We start from the raw sequence: 14,749 nt of genomic DNA on the forward strand, positions 1-14,749 counted from the left end.
TCATGCTGAGCCGTACTGCCGATCACCTGTTCTGGATGTCGCGCTACATCGAGCGCGCCGAGAACCTCGCCCGCCTGCTCGACGTCACCTGGCAGATGTCGCTGGTCCCGCAATCCGAAGAGGCCGCCAACCAGAGCTGGGCCGGGATCATCGCCCTGAACAGCCTGGAGGAGGCCTACGCCGCCAAGTATTCGACGGTCAACGGCGAAAATGTGCTGCGTTTCATGGTCAGCGATCACGACAACTTCTCGTCGATCCACAGCTGCCTGCGGCTGGCCCGCGAAAACGCGCATGCCGTGCGCGGCACGCTGACCACCGAGATGTGGGAGACGATGAACTCGACCTGGCTGGAGGCGCGGGAAAGAAGCTTCGAGCAGATCGCCAACGCCGGTATCGGCGACTATTGCGAATGGGTCAAGATGCGTTCCTCGCTGTCGCGCGGGACGACGCTGGGCACGCTGCTGCAGGACGAGGCCTTCCATTTCATCCGCCTGGGTACCTTGCTCGAGCGTGCCGACAACACCGCCCGCATCCTCGATGTGAAGTACCACGTGTTGCGTCCGCACGGCGAGGAAGAGGAGGCCACCGATTTCTACCAGTGGGGGGCGCTGCTCCGCTCGGTGTCCGGTTTTGAGGTCTATCGCAAGGTTTACCGTGACGTGATCACCCCGGAGCGGGTCGCCGAGCTGCTCATCCTCAACAGCGACATGCCGCGCTCGCTGCGCTTCTGCCTCAGCGGCGTGGTCAAGAACATCGAACTAGTGGCCAACAGCCATTCCGGCGAGACCTTGCGCCAGGCCGGACAGCTGTACTCGCAATTGCGCTACGGGCGGATCGAGGACATCCTCAAGGACGGTCTGCACGAGTGGCTGACCGACTTCATGGATCGCATCTACCTGCTCGGCGACGGCATCAGCAAGGATTTCCTGGTACCGATGAGCGAGGCCGCCTGACGCAGGTTCGCCGAGTCAGGCGTTCTCCAGCACCACCGGCGCGCTGCCGGTATCGGCCGGGGGGCGGCAAGCATCGGCTGCCATCGGGCGGTGCTAGAATGCGCCGCCTGATGCCCAGCGAAGCGATTTTCCATGCAATTTGACGTGATCGTCATCGGTGCCGGCGCCGCCGGCATGATGTGCGCCGCCCAGGCCGGCGCCCGCGGCCGGCGCGTGTTGCTGGTCGACCACGCCGACAAGCTGGGCGAGCGCATCCGCATTTCCGGTGGCGGGCGCTGTAACTTCACCAACCGCAGCGTCAGCGCCGACAACTACCTGTCGCAGAACCCGCATTTCTGCCGCTCGGCGCTGGCCCGTTTCACCCAGCACGATTTCATCGCGATGCTCGACAAGCGGCGCATCGCCTACCACGAGCGCGAGCACGGCCAGCTGTTCTGCAACGATTCGGCCGAAGAGATCATTGCCATGCTGCGCGACGCCTGCGTCGAGGCCGGCGTGCGCTGGGCGATGCCGTGCGCCGTCGCCGGCGTCGAGCGCCTGGAAAATGACACGCTGCTGCCGTGGCGGGTGCTGACCGATCAGGGGACGTTCCGCAGCCAGTCGCTGGTCGTCGCCACCGGCGGCCTGGCGATTCCGAAGATCGGTGCTTCGCCCTTCGGCTATCGCCTGGCCGAGCAGTTCGCCATTCCAGTGGTCCCGCCACGGCCGGCGCTGGTACCGCTGGCGCTGGCCCCGGAGCTGCTCGAGCCGCTCAAGCCGATGGCTGGCGCGACGCTGGACGCCAGCGCCCGCTTTGATCAAGCCGCCTTCCGCGAAAACGTGCTGATCACCCATCGCGGCCTGTCCGGGCCGGCCATCCTGCAGATATCCAGTTACTGGCAGATGCAGGAATACCGTAGCGGCAAAAAGCGTCCGGTCGACATCGACCTGCTCCCGGGGATCGACGCTGGCGATTGGCTGGAAAGCCAGCGCCAGGGCCGCGTGCATCTGCCCAACCTGCTTGCCGAGCGCCTGCCGCGGCGTTTCGCCCATGAATGGTGCATGCTGCAGGGCGGCGACAAGGCGGTGAACCGGCCGATCGGCGAACTCGGGCGCCGCGACCTCGAGCGCATCGCCGGCCTGCTCAACGCCTGGCCGCTGATGCCGGCGGGCACGCTCGGCTTCGCCAAGGCGGAAATTACCCTCGGCGGCGTGTCGACCGTCGCATTGTCGTCAAAGACCATGGCTGCGCGCGACGTGCCCGGCCTCTACTTCATTGGCGAAGTGGTCGACGTCACCGGCTGGCTGGGTGGTTACAACTTCCAGTGGGCCTGGTCGTCGGGCTGGGTCGCCGGCCAGTTCGCCTGATCAGGCCTGCATCATCGCCCGGGCCACTGCCTCGGCGACCTTGATCCCGTCGACGCCGGCCGAGAGGATGCCGCCGGCGTAACCGGCGCCTTCGCCGGCCGGATAGAGGCCGCGCGTGTTGATGCTCTGGTAGTCGTCGCCGCGCTTGATGCGGATCGGCGACGAGGTGCGCGTCTCGACGCCGGTGAGCACCGCGTCGGCCATCGCGAAACCGTGGATCTGCCGGTCGAAGGCGGGGATGGCTTCGCGCAGCGCGTCGATGACGAAGGCCGGCGCGCAACTGCTCAGGTCAGTCATGTGCACGCCCGGCTGGTAGGACGGATCGACCTGACCGAGGACGGTCGACGGCCGTCCGGCGAGAAAATCGCCGACGCGCTGGGCCGGTGCGTCGTAGTTGCTGCCGCCGGCGAGGAATGCCTGGCTTTCCCAATGACGCTGGAAATCGACGCCGGCCAGCGGGTTCTGGCGGTAGTCGCCGGGAAAGTCTTCCGGCTCGACATTGACCACCAGCGCCGAATTGGCGTTGCGCTCGGCGCGGGAGTACTGGCTCATGCCGTTGGTGACGACGCGGCCGGGTTCCGAGGTAGCGGCGACCACCTGGCCGCCCGGACACATGCAGAAACTGTAGGCGGCGCGGCCGTTGGCGCAGTGATGGACGAGCTTGTAGTCGGCGGCGCCGAGCAACTCGTTGCCGGCATTGGGGCCGAAGCGGGCCTTGTCGATCAGTGTCTGCGGGTGCTCGATGCGGAAGCCGATGGCGAAGGGCTTGGCTTCGACATAGACGCCGCTGTCGTGGATCATCTGGAAGGTATCGCGAGCGCTGTGGCCGATCGCCAGCACCACATGGCGGCTGGCGATACGCTCGCCGCCGGCGAGTTCGACGCCTTCGACCTGGCCGTTGGCGATCTGCAGGCGCTCGACGCGGGCGCCGAAGCGAATTTCGCCGCCCAGTTCGCGGATCGTCGCGCGCATGTTCTCGACCATCTTGACCAGCCGGAAGGTGCCGATGTGCGGCTTGCTCACGTACATGATCTCTTCAGGCGCGCCGGCCTTGACGAATTCGGCCATGACCTTGCGCCCGAGGAAGTTCGGGTCCTTGATCTGGCTGTACAGCTTGCCGTCGGAGAAGGTGCCGGCGCCGCCTTCGCCGAACTGGACGTTCGACTCCGGGTCGAGCACGTGCTTGCGCCACAGGCCCCAGGTGTCCTTGGTCCGCTCGCGCACGGCCTTGCCGCGTTCGAGGATGATCGGCCGGAAACCCATCTGCGCCAACAGCAGCCCGGCCATCAGGCCACAGGGGCCCATGCCGATGACCACCGGGCGCTCGTTCAGGCCTTCGGGGGCGCGGGCGACGAAGTGGTAGTCCATGTCCGGCGTCGGCACGACGTGGCGGTCGTCCTTCAGGCGGGCGGCGACGCGGGCTTCGTCGCGCAGTTCGACGTCGATCTGGTAGAGCAGGACGATGGCCGATTTCTTGCGCGCATCGTGGCTGCGCTTGAACACCGTGTAGCCGATCAGTTCGTCGTCGGCGATACCGAGCCGGGCACACAGCGCCGGGCGCAAGGCTTCCGGCGGGTGATCGAGCGGCAGCTTGAGTTCGGTCAGGCGCAGCATCTCAGCGCGCCTTGAACGGTTTGTGGCAGCTCTGGCAACTGTCGTACACCGCCTGGTAGGTTTTTTCGACGGCCGTCTTGTCCTTGCTGCGGGCGGCGGCGAGGAGGGCGTCGGTGGCGGCAAGGAATTTCTCCTTCTCCGCGATGAAGCGTTCCGGCTCCTGCCAGACCCGCTCGGTGGCCTTGGTCGGCGGATAGTTGGTGTCCGGACCGAAATGCGCCCAGGGCGCATCCCGGCGCTCGACCAGCCGCGTTGCCAGGTTCAGGAAGCGGTCTTCCTCGTAGCGCTTTTCGCGCAGCATCACGCCCATCGGCTCGAAGCTGCGGATGATCTCCTTGAATGCCTCCTGACGCGTCTTCACCGGCTGGCCGGGGCGGGTATCTTCGACCTCGCCGCAGGCGGCAACGAAAATCAGGGAAACGAGGGCAAGGGCTTGATAAATCCGGTTTTTCATCATCTGCTGCACGAGATTCTGGCGGAGGGCGGATTATACCTGCCGCTCCCGCCTTCGCTGAGCAGCAAAGAAAAAGGCGCCCGCAGGCGCCTTTTCCGGAGCAAGCTGGTCTTACTTGTTGCCGGTTTGCGATGGCGTCACGACCGGCGCAACCTTGTTGACCAGGAAGAGGGCGTTCTGGGTTTGCACCACCTGCTCGCTGACCACCTTCTGCACGCTGGAGACACCACCGATCGAGGCGGCGTCGCTGCCATAAATCCGGCCATTGACCGAACCCTGGTAGCTGGTTCCGCTTTGATTGAACTGGCTGGCAGAAATGTTGTTCGAACTGATCTTCGAGCCACTGATGGTGCCCGAGGCATTGAAGTTCATCGCCTGGGCGTCATGCCCGCCATACCAGCTGCCGTTCCAGGTGGCGTCACCGAATTTCACCTGCATCGCGACGTAGCCCTGACGATTCCCGTCATAGCTGCCGCCCAGATAGGAGGCGGTGATGTTGTTTGCCCGCAGGGCGCTCAGTTGCTCTTGCGAGGTTTCCAGGCCGGCGACGTAGTAGCCTTCAATTCCGTTCATCATCGGGCGACGTTCCATCTCCGACTCGCCGCCGCCGCCGTAGGTGTAGGCAGCAATCCGGCCAACTGCGACATTTTCGTCGGAATAGCGGATGGCATCGGTAAAGGGGGAAACTTTCTTGACGATCGGGTACCAGTCCCAGCCGTGGCGGGTCGGCACCGGAATGTAGCCTACGACCATCGAGGTGTCCGGAATATACGAGCTTGCTTCATCGGCCTTGCGATTATGGGAAAATCCGGAGGCGAAGGCGTAGCCGTTTTCGCCGCTTCCCCAGGCGTCAAAATGGTGCAGGCCGTCATCCCGGTTGTCGTAGCGCTGGCCTTCGCCAACGATCTGATAAGGAACCCAGCGGAAACCGCGGCCGGGAATCCAGACCAGACGCTGCCCGTATTCGGCAAGATTGTAGGAGCCGCCGCCAAAATAGGCGTTGAGCGGGCCTGAAGATGCGACCTCGGTGGTCCCGTCGAGCGTGCGCAACTTCCACGATGCCGTACCGGGGTAGTCCGGGGCGTAACCCTCGCCGCCTTCGTCGAACATGAACTTGGCGAAAGCAGGGAGTTCTTCTCGCGGCGTCGGCGTCAGGGTCATCGCAAACTCGCCGGCAGCGTAGTTGCTCGACGGGCCTTCCTCGCTGACAAGGGCTCTCTTTGGCGAGTCGCTGTTGCTTGAGTAGATGGCATAGCCGCACCAGTTGCCGGTGCCACAGAAGTTGTCATTGGAGAGCGTCGGGCTTTGGACTTCCGGCAGGGTTCGGTAGGGGGCCGAATTGCCGCCTCCGATGAATGCCAAAGGATTTATGGTCGGACCGCCGGCGGCAGGCTCGACAAAGGCTGACCACGGCCCCCATTGATCAACGGAATCATCGGCAACCGTAACGTTTGCATACGAGCGGGTGCGCTTCCAGTCGTCCTCATTGAAGGTGGCAGCCTGCGCCAGCGAGGCGCTGAGGATTGCCGAAATGGCTGCAGCGATGAGTGTCTTGGTGTTTTTCATGATGGCTCCTCAGGTGGGTGTCTGGCGGGCAAGGGCAAACGCATAAATTATGAGATCATCTTACGGAGGCGAGGAGAGGCGGGCAATTGTACTTAAGTGCAGTTGTCTGCATCTTTCCGGGGGGTTCGCTTCCAGTTTAGTTCGGTTGGCTGTATCCGCAATAAAAAACGGCCCCTCCTGGGGCCGTTTTTGGTAAGTGTCTCAGCTTCAGAACATGCGGGAAAGACTGAAGCCGGTGACTTCGCGAGCGTAGGTGTAGATATCGACATTCGAGTCGGTGTCGGTACGCTGCCAGTTACCGGAGAATTTCCAGTCTTTCAGTAGTCCTTCACTGAATGTATGGGTCAGCCCGATTTCCAGTCGCTGTTCCGATTCCTTGCGGGCGATACCGAATACTGGTTCCTCCCCCTTGAATTTGGCCTTGCGGTAGGTATAACGGGCGTAGACGCCGCCTTTTTCCCAGGCTGAAGCATTGGCGCCGGCAAAAGCTTCCCAGCCCTTGTTGTCGAAGCGCAGCGTTTCTGCATTTTCGCTGAATCCCTTGGCGCCGATCTGGGCGGCAAGCTTGCCTTGCAGGAAGATGTGTCCATAAGATGCGCCGGCCGAGAAGAAGTCGGCATCACGACCTTGGTCTACCGTGCGCACGAAGTTTTTGTGCATGGCGAGAGCTTCGATGTTGATTTCGCCGTTTTTGTGCAGGAATGTCATGGTTGGCGAAACCGAGTAGAAAGTGCCGAGGCGGTTGTCACCCAAGGCCAGCTCGTCAACCTGGAAATTGACCTTGCCGCGCCACTGATTCGGTGCAATCCAGCCGGGGCCGGTGGCCAGGGTCACTGCGGTCAGGTTGAAATCGTCTTCCCTGAAATAGCCTTTGTGATATAGCGAGGCGCTGCTCTGCCAGATGAAGCGGGTCGGGCTTTCGCCGATGCGGACGACGAAGGGGGAGTTATAGGTGTGGATGGCGCTGATCTGCGTCATGCCAGCCCAATCACTACGGGGTTTCGAGCCAGGGTTCAGGACCAGTCCACCGGGCAGTGTCGTGGAACTCGGGCCGACATTGACGTTGGTATCGTATTGCAATCCTGCATCGAAACTGAAATTCCAGTTGTGCGGTTTGGCCGACAACGCAACCTCGTCGCGTTTGATCTGGGCCATGAAGGCAAGTACTGCGAGGCGGACGTTGTCTGGGGTTTTGGGATCGTCCAGTACGCGTTGGGCTTCGGCCGTTGCACGCGCATAGTCAAGTGCGCGGAAATAAGCGACAGCCAGTTCCAGGCGGGCACGTTGCAGGGTAGGGTTGTTGCTGAGAACGGTTTCCAGCGCTTCGATCGAACTGTAAATCTTTGCTTGCTCGCGCAGGAAGATGCCTTGCTTGAACAAACGTTCGGTATCGGCTGTCGTGGCGCTTTCCTCGCCCTGGGCCAGCGGAGGCAGCAATGCCAACGCCAGCGATGCGAGCACGAGTTTGCCGTGGCCGCCGCCGTTTCCGGTTTTTGCTTTGATCATGTATCGTTTCCCCCGAAGCGCGGAATCGTTTCCGCATGTTCCATTGAATTAAAAGAAATTTATTATATGACGATGTGGGCGGCGGAAGTGAATTCTGTCTGCCGCTTTTTCTTGCGGCGGCCGCCTTGTGTTTTTTCTGCCTCGTGCCGCCTTGCTGTGTGGGCGGGACGTGGATTTCTCGGCCTTTTCTTCCTGTGTTTTTCGCTTGCCACTCTGGCGGTTGATCAGTCAGACGTTGCAGGTCTGTTCGGCTACAAGGAACGGCGAAACGAAGGTTTCGGGATGTTCCCGCAATGGGTTTCGGTGATGCAGCGCCATGCGGTGGATATGGCGGCGCCGCAGAATTGTCCGGTCAACCTGTGCCGGGTGCCGGAATGGCAGAGCCTGATCGCATCGCTGCAGGGACGTGGCCTGCGCGAGCAGGTACTGGCGGTCAACGAGTTCGCCAATCGCTTTCGCTACGTGCTCGATCAGGACAACTATGGCCGGTCCGACTACTGGGCGATACCGCGCGAGTTCCTGACGCTGGGCGGCGATTGCGAGGACTACGCGATCATCAAGTATTTCTCGTTGCGACAACTCGGGGTGCCGGCCGAGGTGCTGCGCGTCGTCGTCGTGCAGGATACCAACCTGCGCATTCCGCATGCTGTGCTCGCTTTGCGCGTGCAGGACGATATCATCGTGCTCGACAACCAGATTCGGGATGTCGTCTCGCACCGCAAGGTCGCCCACTACCTGCCCGTCTTTTCGGTCAACGAACAATACTGGTGGATGCACCTGCCATGAAGCCGGTTTCCGCCATCCGTTTTTGCAGCCCTGTCCCAACCCTTGACGATTCCGTGCATCCGAAGGAACAACCATGAGCCAAACCCTGCCAAGAAAACAGCTGATTCCCGCATTGCTGGGGTTCATCCTGATCTTTGCGATCGGCGCCCTGTCGATTTCGTCCTTCGTCGACCGGGCCCGGCAGCGTGACCTGCGTGCCTGGGAAAGCATGCTCGGTGTTCTCGCCGACAGCCGGCAGCAGGATGTCGAGCGCTGGCTCGAGGTCCAGGCCGCGGTGATGCAGGAGCTGGCGGACAATGCCTCGCTGCGCTTCTACGTCTCCCAGCTTGATGCTGCGCAGGCCGCCGGGGCCGGTGACGGCGAGGGCAACGCAGCGCAGGCGGCCTACCTGCGCAACCTGGTCGAGGCGACGGCTGAGCGCGCGCTGTTTTCCGGTGGCACTCAGGGCAAGGTCCAGGCCAACATCGACCGGGCTCTCGATTCCGGCATCGTCGTCGTCGATTCAGCCGGCCGGCCGCTGGTCGAGACCTCCGGCTTCCGGCTCGACGACACGCTGCGCACTTCGATGCTGGCGGCGATCAAGGACGGCAAGCCGCAGTTGCGCGATGTCTACGAGAATGGCCGGGGCGAACTGGTGATCGGCTTCGTTGCGCCGGTCTTCCCGGTCCAGATGACCGGCGGTGCCCGGCCGCTGGGGGCGGTGGCCGGGGTCAAGCGGGTGCGCGACGAGCTGTTCCCTTTGCTCAAGCGGCGCGGCGGTCTGGCGGCGCACGAGGAAACCGTGCTGCTGCGCAAGGACGGGGCCGAGCTGGTTTTCGTCTCGCCGACGGCCGACGGCGCCCAGCCCTTGCGCCGGCGTCTGCCGGCGACCGCCGGCGGTCTCGTCGAAAGCGCCGCGATCGAAGCCGTCGGCGGCTTCTTCAGCGGCAGCGATCATGCCGGGCGCGAGGTCCTGGCGGTCAGCCGGGCGCTGCGCGCGGCACCATGGGTGCTGCTCAGCGCGGTCGATGCCGGCGAGGCGCTGCGCGAGTCGCAGGACCATCGCCGCTTCCTGCTGACGGCCTTCTCGCTCGCTTCGTTGCTGCTCGGCTGCGCGCTGGTGGCTGCCTGGTGGCACGGTTCGTCGGTACGGGCGCGGGCATCGGCGGCGGCGCTCGAGGCAAAGACGCGGCAGCTGTCGCACCAGTCGGCGCTGATGCAGAGCGTCATCGACGGCAGTCCCGATCTGATCTTCACCCTTGACGACGGTCGTCTCGGTTTCAGCAACCAGGCCTTTGCGCTTGCCGTCGGCGGTCATGCCGAGACGCTTGCCGGCAAGACCCTGTCGAGCATCATCGGTCCGGCCGCGGCGACCAGCCTGGCGGCCCTGCTGGCCGACAGCGCGGCCAGCGGGCAGCCGGTGTCGCGGATGCTCGAGATCGAACTTCAGGGCGTCGCCCGGACGATGTACTGCACGGTGCTGCCGATCGTCGGGGCGACGGCGTCGGCGTCGGTGCTGTGCATCGTTCGCGACATGACCGAGGCGCAGCGCGAGCAGTCCCGCCGGCAGCGGCTGATGCAGCAACTGGTGGCGGCGCTGACTTCGATCGTTGATCGCCACGACCCCTACTGCGCCGAGCATTCGATGCGCACCGCGCTGGTCGCGACCGCGGTCGGGCGCGAGCTCGAGCTGCCGGCGGCGGCGCTCGAGCGCCTCGACATGGCGGCGCGCCTGGCCAACCTGGGCAAGATCTTCCTGCCGCGCGAACTGCTGACCAAGGCGGAGACGCTGTCGGCCGACGAGCAGAAGCAGGTGCAGTCGCACGTCCAGCTGACGCTCGACGTGCTCAGTGACATCGATTTCGACGGGCCGGTCCTCGACATCGTCGCGCAGAAGAACGAGTACCTCGATGGCAGCGGCTATCCGGCCGGGCTGGCGGGCGACGCGCTGTGTCTCGAGGGGCGCATCCTGGCCGTGGCCAATGCCTTCGTCGCGATGGTCAGCGCGCGCTCCTACCGCGCCGGGGTCTCGCTCGAGGAAACGCTCGGCCTGCTGCTGCGCGATGCCGGCGTGCGCTATGACCGCCACGTCGTCGCGGCCCTGTTCCATGTCGCCGAGAACCGGCCGGAGTGGATCGACTGGTCGGCGCCGGCGCCGCGCGATCCGGCCTGAGCGTCTGCACGCGCCTTACCAGGCGCGGGCGCCCATCAGGTAATTGCGGGTTTCCTGCGGTTTTTGCCGTTCTTCACCGGTCGACGGTGAAATTGCCGCCGGCTGGCCGACCGGCAGCAAGTGGTCGCGCAGGCGCAGGACCATGACCAGCAGATCCTCGTCGGCGGCAGCTTCCTCGATTTCGTTGAGGCGCTGGCGGGCGTAGGCCGGGTCGCGGGTCAGGCGCTCGAGATCGACCGTCTCGCCGAGCGCGCGCTTGACCTGCAGTTTGAAGCGGGCGAGCAGCTGGGCCATTTCCATCTTGTTGTCCATGCGGCGTTTTCTCCTCGTCGTTGCAGCGTCCCGTTGGGGTCGGGGCTGAACTGCAAGGTAGCGAGAATCGTGCCGGATGTTGCGCTGCAAAAAATGCCTTGAAAATCAGTTTTTTGCAGTTTGCTCGCGAAATGGCGGTGCGTTTCGACGCCAGCGACTGGTGCGGCAGGCGCGCCTTTCGGGCGAAATTGGTGCGCTGCCGCAGCCGGATCAGAGCATGCCGCGCTCGCGGATGAAGGCGATGATCGTCTCCAGTCCCTCACCAGTCTTCAGGTTGGAAAACACGAAAGGCCGTTCGCCGCGCTGCGCCTTGGCATCGTGCGCCATGACATCGAGCGAGGCGCCGACCAGCGGCGCCAGGTCGATCTTGTTGATCACCAGCAGGTCGGACTTGGTGATGCCGGGGCCGCCCTTGCGCGGGATCTTCTCGCCGGCGGCGACGTCGATGACGTAGATGGTCAGGTCGGAGAGCTCCGGCGAGAAGGTCGCCGCCAGGTTGTCGCCGCCGGATTCGACGAGGACCAGCTCGACGCCGGGAAAGGCGCGTTGCAGGCGGTCGACCGCTTCCAGGTTGATCGAGGCGTCCTCGCGGATGGCGGTGTGCGGGCAGCCGCCGGTCTCGACGCCGATGATGCGCTCGGGCGCTAGCGCCGAGTGATTGACCAGGAACTTGGCATCCTCGGCGGTGTAGATGTCGTTGGTCACCACGGCCATGTCGATCTTGTCGCGCAGGGCCTGGCACAGCGCCAGGGTCAGGGCGGTCTTGCCGGAACCGACGGGGCCGCCGATGCCGACGCGCAATGCTTGTTTGCTCATGTTTTTCCTAGGATCTGAAGAGACGGGAATACTGGGTTTCGTGGCGGGCGCAGGCGATGGCGAAGGCCGGGGTGAAGTTCGACCAGGCGCTTTCCGGCAGTGTCAGCGCAGCGGCAGCCACCGCCGGGATGCGCCCGCCGAGTTCGGCGAGCAGGCGCTGGCCGCTGGCCTGGCCGAGCGGCACCGCCTTCAGCGCGGCCATCACCTGGTTTTCGGCCCAGGCCCAGAGGTAGGCGGTCAGGGCCGCTTCCGGGTCTATCCGCCAGCTCGCGGCGAGGCCGGCCCAGCCGGTCGGGAAGGCGATCTCGTCGAGTCCGGCCAGCGTCGCTTCGACATCGGCGAGCGCCGGGTCGCGCAGGTCGCGCACCAGCCGGTGCAGCGAAAAGCCCATCTGGGCGGTTTCCGCGCGCAGCTCGGCGGATTCGCGGCTGGCCAGGAATTCGCCGTTGAGGCGGGCGATTTCGTCGCGGTCGTTGACGGTCCACGCCGCGATCAGGGCAAAAACCAGCGGCGCCTCGTAGCGGCCGATGCCATGCGCGAGCAGGTCGGCGATCCAGCGGCCGGCGCTTGCCTCGTCGCGGATGACGCCGGATTCGACCGCCCATTCCAGGCCTTGCGAATAGGTGTAGGCGCCGACCGGCAGCGCCGGACTGGCCAGCTGCAGCAGGCGGGCGAGTTGCAGGGAAGCGGTCAACGCGGCTTGAACTCGTGGATTTTCGGTACCGAGCGGTGTGGACCGTGACCGGGGTTGTGCAGGTCGGCGTGTTCGGGCTCGTCGCCGTGGTGATGGTGCCCGCCATGTGCCCCATACGCGCCGGATTCCGGCTGGAACGGGGCTTCCGTTTCGCTGATCGCGCAACCAAGGCCGCGCGCCATGTCGGCCAGCACGTGGTCGGTCTGGAAGCGCAGCTTGCCGCCGTTTTCGGTCGGCAGGATCTGCACCGGGACGTGCCGGTTACCGAGATGGTAAGCAGCGCGGGCGAACAGCAGCGGGCTGTCGGCGACGGCCTCGATCAACCTTTCCGGCGCGGCGAGGATTTCGACGACGGCCGAACCGTCTTCCGCCGCCAGCTTGTCGCCGCCGTGCAGGTGGTCGCCGCGCTCAAGAAAAATGCCGGCTTCGGTGCCGGAAGCGAGCTTGACCTTGAGGCGGCTGCGCTTGCGTTCGTCGTAGGCGAGCGCCACCGAGTCGGTGGCGGCTTGTTGCGTGCGTTGGTTGAGGATGAGCATGTCAGAACAGGAAGTAACGTTGCGCCAGCGGCAGTTCGGTGGCCGGCTCGCAGACGAGGTGCACGCCGTCCGCCTTGACCACGTAGGTTTCGGGATCGACGGTGATTTCCGGCGTGGCGCCGTTGTGCACCATGTCGGTCTTGGTCAGCGTGCGCGTGCCGGAGACGGCGACCAGCGGTTTGGCGAGGCCAAGCGCCTTGATGGCCGGATTTTGCAGCGCTGCTTGCGACACGAAGGTCACCGAGGTTTTCAGCGCCTTGCCGAAGCTGCCGAACATCGGCCGGTAATGCACCGGCTGCGGCGTCGGGATCGAGGCGTTGGGGTCGCCCATGGCGGCGGCGGCGATCATGCCGCCCTTCAAAATCAGCGACGGTTTGACGCCGAAGAAGGCCGGTTTCCACAGCACCAGATCAGCCAGCTTGCCGACTTCGATCGAGCCGACGGTGTGCGCGATACCGTGGGTCAGCGCCGGGTTGATGGTGTACTTGGCGATGTAGCGTTTCACCCGGAAATTGTCGTGGCGGGCGCTGTCTTCCGGCAAGGCGCCGCGCTGCAGCTTCATCTTGTGCGCCGCCTGCCAGGTGCGGATGATGACTTCGCCGACGCGGCCCATGGCTTGCGAATCGGAAGACATCATCGAGAAGACACCGAGGTCGTGCAGGATGTCCTCGGCGGCAATCGTCTCGCGGCGGATGCGCGATTCGGCGAAGGCCACGTCCTCGGCAATCGCCGGGTCGAGGTGGTGGCAAACCATCAGCATGTCGAGATGCTCGTCGATGGTATTCACCGTGTACGGCATGGTCGGGTTGGTCGAGCTGGGCAGGACGTTGGGCAGGCCAGCCGCCTTGATGATGTCCGGCGCGTGGCCGCCGCCGGCGCCTTCGGTGTGGAAGGTGTGGATGGTGCGGCCCTTGAAGGCGCCAATCGTCGCCTCGACGAAGCCCGATTCGTTGAGCGTGTCGGTGTGGATGGCGACCTGCACGTCCATCTCGTCGGCGACCGACAGGCAGCAGTCGATGGCGGCGGGCGTCGTGCCCCAGTCCTCGTGCAGCTTGAGGCCGATGACGCCGGCCTCGACCTGCTCGCGCAAGGCTTCCGGCAGGCTGGCGTTGCCCTTGCCGAGGAAACCGAGGTTCATCGGGAAGGCGTCGGCGGCTTCGAGCATGCGGTGGATGTGCCAGGGGCCGGGTGTGCACGTCGTTGCATACGTGCCGGTCGCCGGGCCGGTGCCGCCGCCGATCATCGTGGTGACGCCGGAGTAGAGCGCTTCGTCGATCTGCTGCGGGCAGATGAAGTGGATGTGGCTGTCGATGCCGCCGGCCGTGACGATCATGCCTTCGCCGGCGATGACTTCGGTGCCGGGGCCGACGACGATGGTCACGCCGGGCTGGATGTCCGGGTTGCCGGCCTTGCCGATGGCGGCGATGCGGCCGTCCTTCAAGCCGATGTCGGCCTTGACGATACCGGTGACGGCATCGACGATCAGCGCGTTGGTGATCACGGTATCGACCGTTTCAGCGGAAACCCGCTGGCTCTGGCCCATGCCGTCGCGGATGACCTTGCCGCCGCCGAATTTCACTTCCTCGCCGTAGATCGTGTAGTCCTTCTCGACCTCGATGATCAGTTCGGTGTCAGCCAGGCGCAGGCGGTCGCCGGTGGTCGGGCCGAACATTTCGGCATAGGCCTGACGGGTGATTTTATTAGCCATTACAAAGCTCCCTGAACGAGGCCGCGGAAACCGTAGACCTTGCGTTCGCCAGCCAGCGCGACCAGTTGCACGGTGCGGCTCTGGCCCGGCTCGAAACGCACGGCGGTACCGGCGGCGATGTCGAGGCGGTAGCCGCGCGCGGCGTCGCGGTCGAAGCTCAGGCCGGCGTTGGTCTCAAAGAAGTGGTAGTGCGAGCCAACCTGGATCGGCCGGTCGCCGGTGTTGGCGACGACCAGCGTGATCGTCGGGCGGCCGGCGTTGAGTTCGAGTTCGCCGGCTTCGGCGAGGAGTTCTCCGGGGATCAT

General features: G+C 64.6%; 14 protein-coding genes. 4 read left to right on the forward strand and 10 right to left on the reverse strand.

From position 1 onward, the window contains the following. The first annotated feature begins 2 nt into the window (after positions 1-2). Both DFR40_RS09700 and DFR40_RS09705 read left to right on the forward strand, forming a co-directional pair. Positions 3-953, forward strand: a complete 951-nt coding sequence (locus DFR40_RS09700) for an alpha-E domain-containing protein (RefSeq protein ID WP_121458297.1) — start codon at positions 3-5, stop codon at positions 951-953. 132 nt (positions 954-1,085) lie between these two features. Then, positions 1,086-2,300 carry a BaiN/RdsA family NAD(P)/FAD-dependent oxidoreductase gene (locus DFR40_RS09705; protein ID WP_121458298.1) on the forward strand — a complete coding sequence of 405 codons (1,215 nt, stop codon included), beginning with the start codon at positions 1,086-1,088 and terminating at the stop codon, positions 2,298-2,300. Here DFR40_RS09705 and DFR40_RS09710 read toward each other — a convergent pair whose 3' ends face one another. From DFR40_RS09710 to DFR40_RS09725, 4 genes are all read right to left on the reverse strand, one after another. Then, entirely contained in the window at positions 2,301-3,914 is a 1,614-nt protein-coding gene (locus tag DFR40_RS09710; protein ID WP_121458299.1) for an NAD(P)/FAD-dependent oxidoreductase, read from the reverse strand. A gap of 1 nt (position 3,915) precedes the next feature. Beyond that, on the reverse strand, positions 3,916-4,368 hold the full coding sequence (locus tag DFR40_RS09715) for a c-type cytochrome (RefSeq protein WP_342767611.1): 453 nt from the start codon (positions 4,366-4,368) through the stop codon (positions 3,916-3,918). A gap of 111 nt (positions 4,369-4,479) precedes the next feature. Continuing rightward, a complete protein-coding gene (locus DFR40_RS09720; protein WP_121458301.1) occupies positions 4,480-5,934 on the reverse strand; it encodes a HupA family protein in 1,455 nt (484 codons plus the stop codon). A 207-nt stretch (positions 5,935-6,141) separates the two neighbouring features. Next, positions 6,142-7,440 carry a tetratricopeptide repeat protein gene (locus DFR40_RS09725; RefSeq protein WP_121458302.1) on the reverse strand — a complete coding sequence of 433 codons (1,299 nt, stop codon included), beginning with the start codon at positions 7,438-7,440 and terminating at the stop codon, positions 6,142-6,144. Here DFR40_RS09725 and DFR40_RS09730 point away from each other — a divergent pair. Both DFR40_RS09730 and DFR40_RS09735 read left to right on the forward strand, forming a co-directional pair. Continuing rightward, on the forward strand, positions 7,405-8,226 hold the full coding sequence (locus DFR40_RS09730; protein ID WP_245985659.1) for a transglutaminase-like cysteine peptidase: 822 nt from the start codon (positions 7,405-7,407) through the stop codon (positions 8,224-8,226). The genes DFR40_RS09725 and DFR40_RS09730 overlap by 36 nt on opposite strands. Positions 8,227-8,299: 73 nt before the next feature. After that, positions 8,300-10,378, forward strand: a complete 2,079-nt coding sequence (locus DFR40_RS09735) for an HD domain-containing phosphohydrolase (protein ID WP_121458303.1) — start codon at positions 8,300-8,302, stop codon at positions 10,376-10,378. A gap of 15 nt (positions 10,379-10,393) precedes the next feature. On the opposite strand, the gene DFR40_RS09740 is transcribed toward DFR40_RS09735, so the two are convergent. From DFR40_RS09740 to DFR40_RS09765, 6 genes are all read right to left on the reverse strand, one after another. Further along, complete coding sequence (locus DFR40_RS09740) at positions 10,394-10,690, reverse strand: hypothetical protein (RefSeq protein WP_211329774.1); 297 nt, start codon at positions 10,688-10,690, stop codon at positions 10,394-10,396. 210 nt (positions 10,691-10,900) lie between these two features. Then, positions 10,901-11,506, reverse strand: a complete 606-nt coding sequence (ureG, locus tag DFR40_RS09745) for an urease accessory protein UreG (protein WP_121458304.1) — start codon at positions 11,504-11,506, stop codon at positions 10,901-10,903. A gap of 7 nt (positions 11,507-11,513) precedes the next feature. Next, positions 11,514-12,200 (reverse strand): urease accessory protein UreF, encoded by a 687-nt coding sequence (locus DFR40_RS09750; RefSeq protein ID WP_121458305.1) that lies wholly within the window; start codon positions 12,198-12,200, stop codon positions 11,514-11,516. Next, positions 12,197-12,736 (reverse strand): urease accessory protein UreE, encoded by a 540-nt coding sequence (ureE, locus tag DFR40_RS09755; protein ID WP_121458306.1) that lies wholly within the window; start codon positions 12,734-12,736, stop codon positions 12,197-12,199. The genes DFR40_RS09750 and ureE overlap by 4 nt, the downstream gene beginning before the upstream one ends. A gap of 1 nt (position 12,737) precedes the next feature. Beyond that, positions 12,738-14,444 (reverse strand): urease subunit alpha, encoded by a 1,707-nt coding sequence (gene ureC, locus DFR40_RS09760; RefSeq protein WP_121458307.1) that lies wholly within the window; start codon positions 14,442-14,444, stop codon positions 12,738-12,740. Next, the gene (locus DFR40_RS09765) at positions 14,444-14,749 is read right to left on the reverse strand and encodes an urease subunit beta (protein WP_121458308.1); all 306 of its coding nucleotides are present in this window, start codon (positions 14,747-14,749) and stop codon (positions 14,444-14,446) included. Before DFR40_RS09765 ends, ureC begins: the two co-directional genes overlap by 1 nt.

Source organism: Azonexus fungiphilus, from assembly GCF_003634965.1.
In the GTDB taxonomy this organism is placed as follows: Bacteria; Pseudomonadota; Gammaproteobacteria; order Burkholderiales; family Rhodocyclaceae; genus Azonexus; species Azonexus fungiphilus.

What these genes read in the sequence shown, in the direction of transcription:
- DFR40_RS09740 (WP_211329774.1), bottom strand. Translation starts at nt 10,690, where the DNA reads ATGGACAACAAGATGGAAATGGCCCAGCTGCTCGCCCGCTTCAAACTG.
- DFR40_RS09725 (WP_121458302.1), bottom strand. Translation starts at nt 7,440, where the DNA reads ATGATCAAAGCAAAAACCGGAAACGGCGGCGGCCACGGCAAACTCGTG.
- ureC (WP_121458307.1), bottom strand. Translation starts at nt 14,444, where the DNA reads ATGGCTAATAAAATCACCCGTCAGGCCTATGCCGAAATGTTCGGCCCG.
- ureE (WP_121458306.1), bottom strand. Translation starts at nt 12,736, where the DNA reads ATGCTCATCCTCAACCAACGCACGCAACAAGCCGCCACCGACTCGGTG.
- DFR40_RS09705 (WP_121458298.1), top strand. Translation starts at nt 1,086, where the DNA reads ATGCAATTTGACGTGATCGTCATCGGTGCCGGCGCCGCCGGCATGATG.
- DFR40_RS09720 (WP_121458301.1), bottom strand. Translation starts at nt 5,934, where the DNA reads ATGAAAAACACCAAGACACTCATCGCTGCAGCCATTTCGGCAATCCTC.
- DFR40_RS09715 (WP_342767611.1), bottom strand. Translation starts at nt 4,368, where the DNA reads ATGAAAAACCGGATTTATCAAGCCCTTGCCCTCGTTTCCCTGATTTTC.
- ureG (WP_121458304.1), bottom strand. Translation starts at nt 11,506, where the DNA reads ATGAGCAAACAAGCATTGCGCGTCGGCATCGGCGGCCCCGTCGGTTCC.
- DFR40_RS09765 (WP_121458308.1), bottom strand. Translation starts at nt 14,749, where the DNA reads ATGATCCCCGGAGAACTCCTCGCCGAAGCCGGCGAACTCGAACTCAAC.
- DFR40_RS09700 (WP_121458297.1), top strand. Translation starts at nt 3, where the DNA reads ATGCTGAGCCGTACTGCCGATCACCTGTTCTGGATGTCGCGCTACATC.
- DFR40_RS09735 (WP_121458303.1), top strand. Translation starts at nt 8,300, where the DNA reads ATGAGCCAAACCCTGCCAAGAAAACAGCTGATTCCCGCATTGCTGGGG.
- DFR40_RS09710 (WP_121458299.1), bottom strand. Translation starts at nt 3,914, where the DNA reads ATGCTGCGCCTGACCGAACTCAAGCTGCCGCTCGATCACCCGCCGGAA.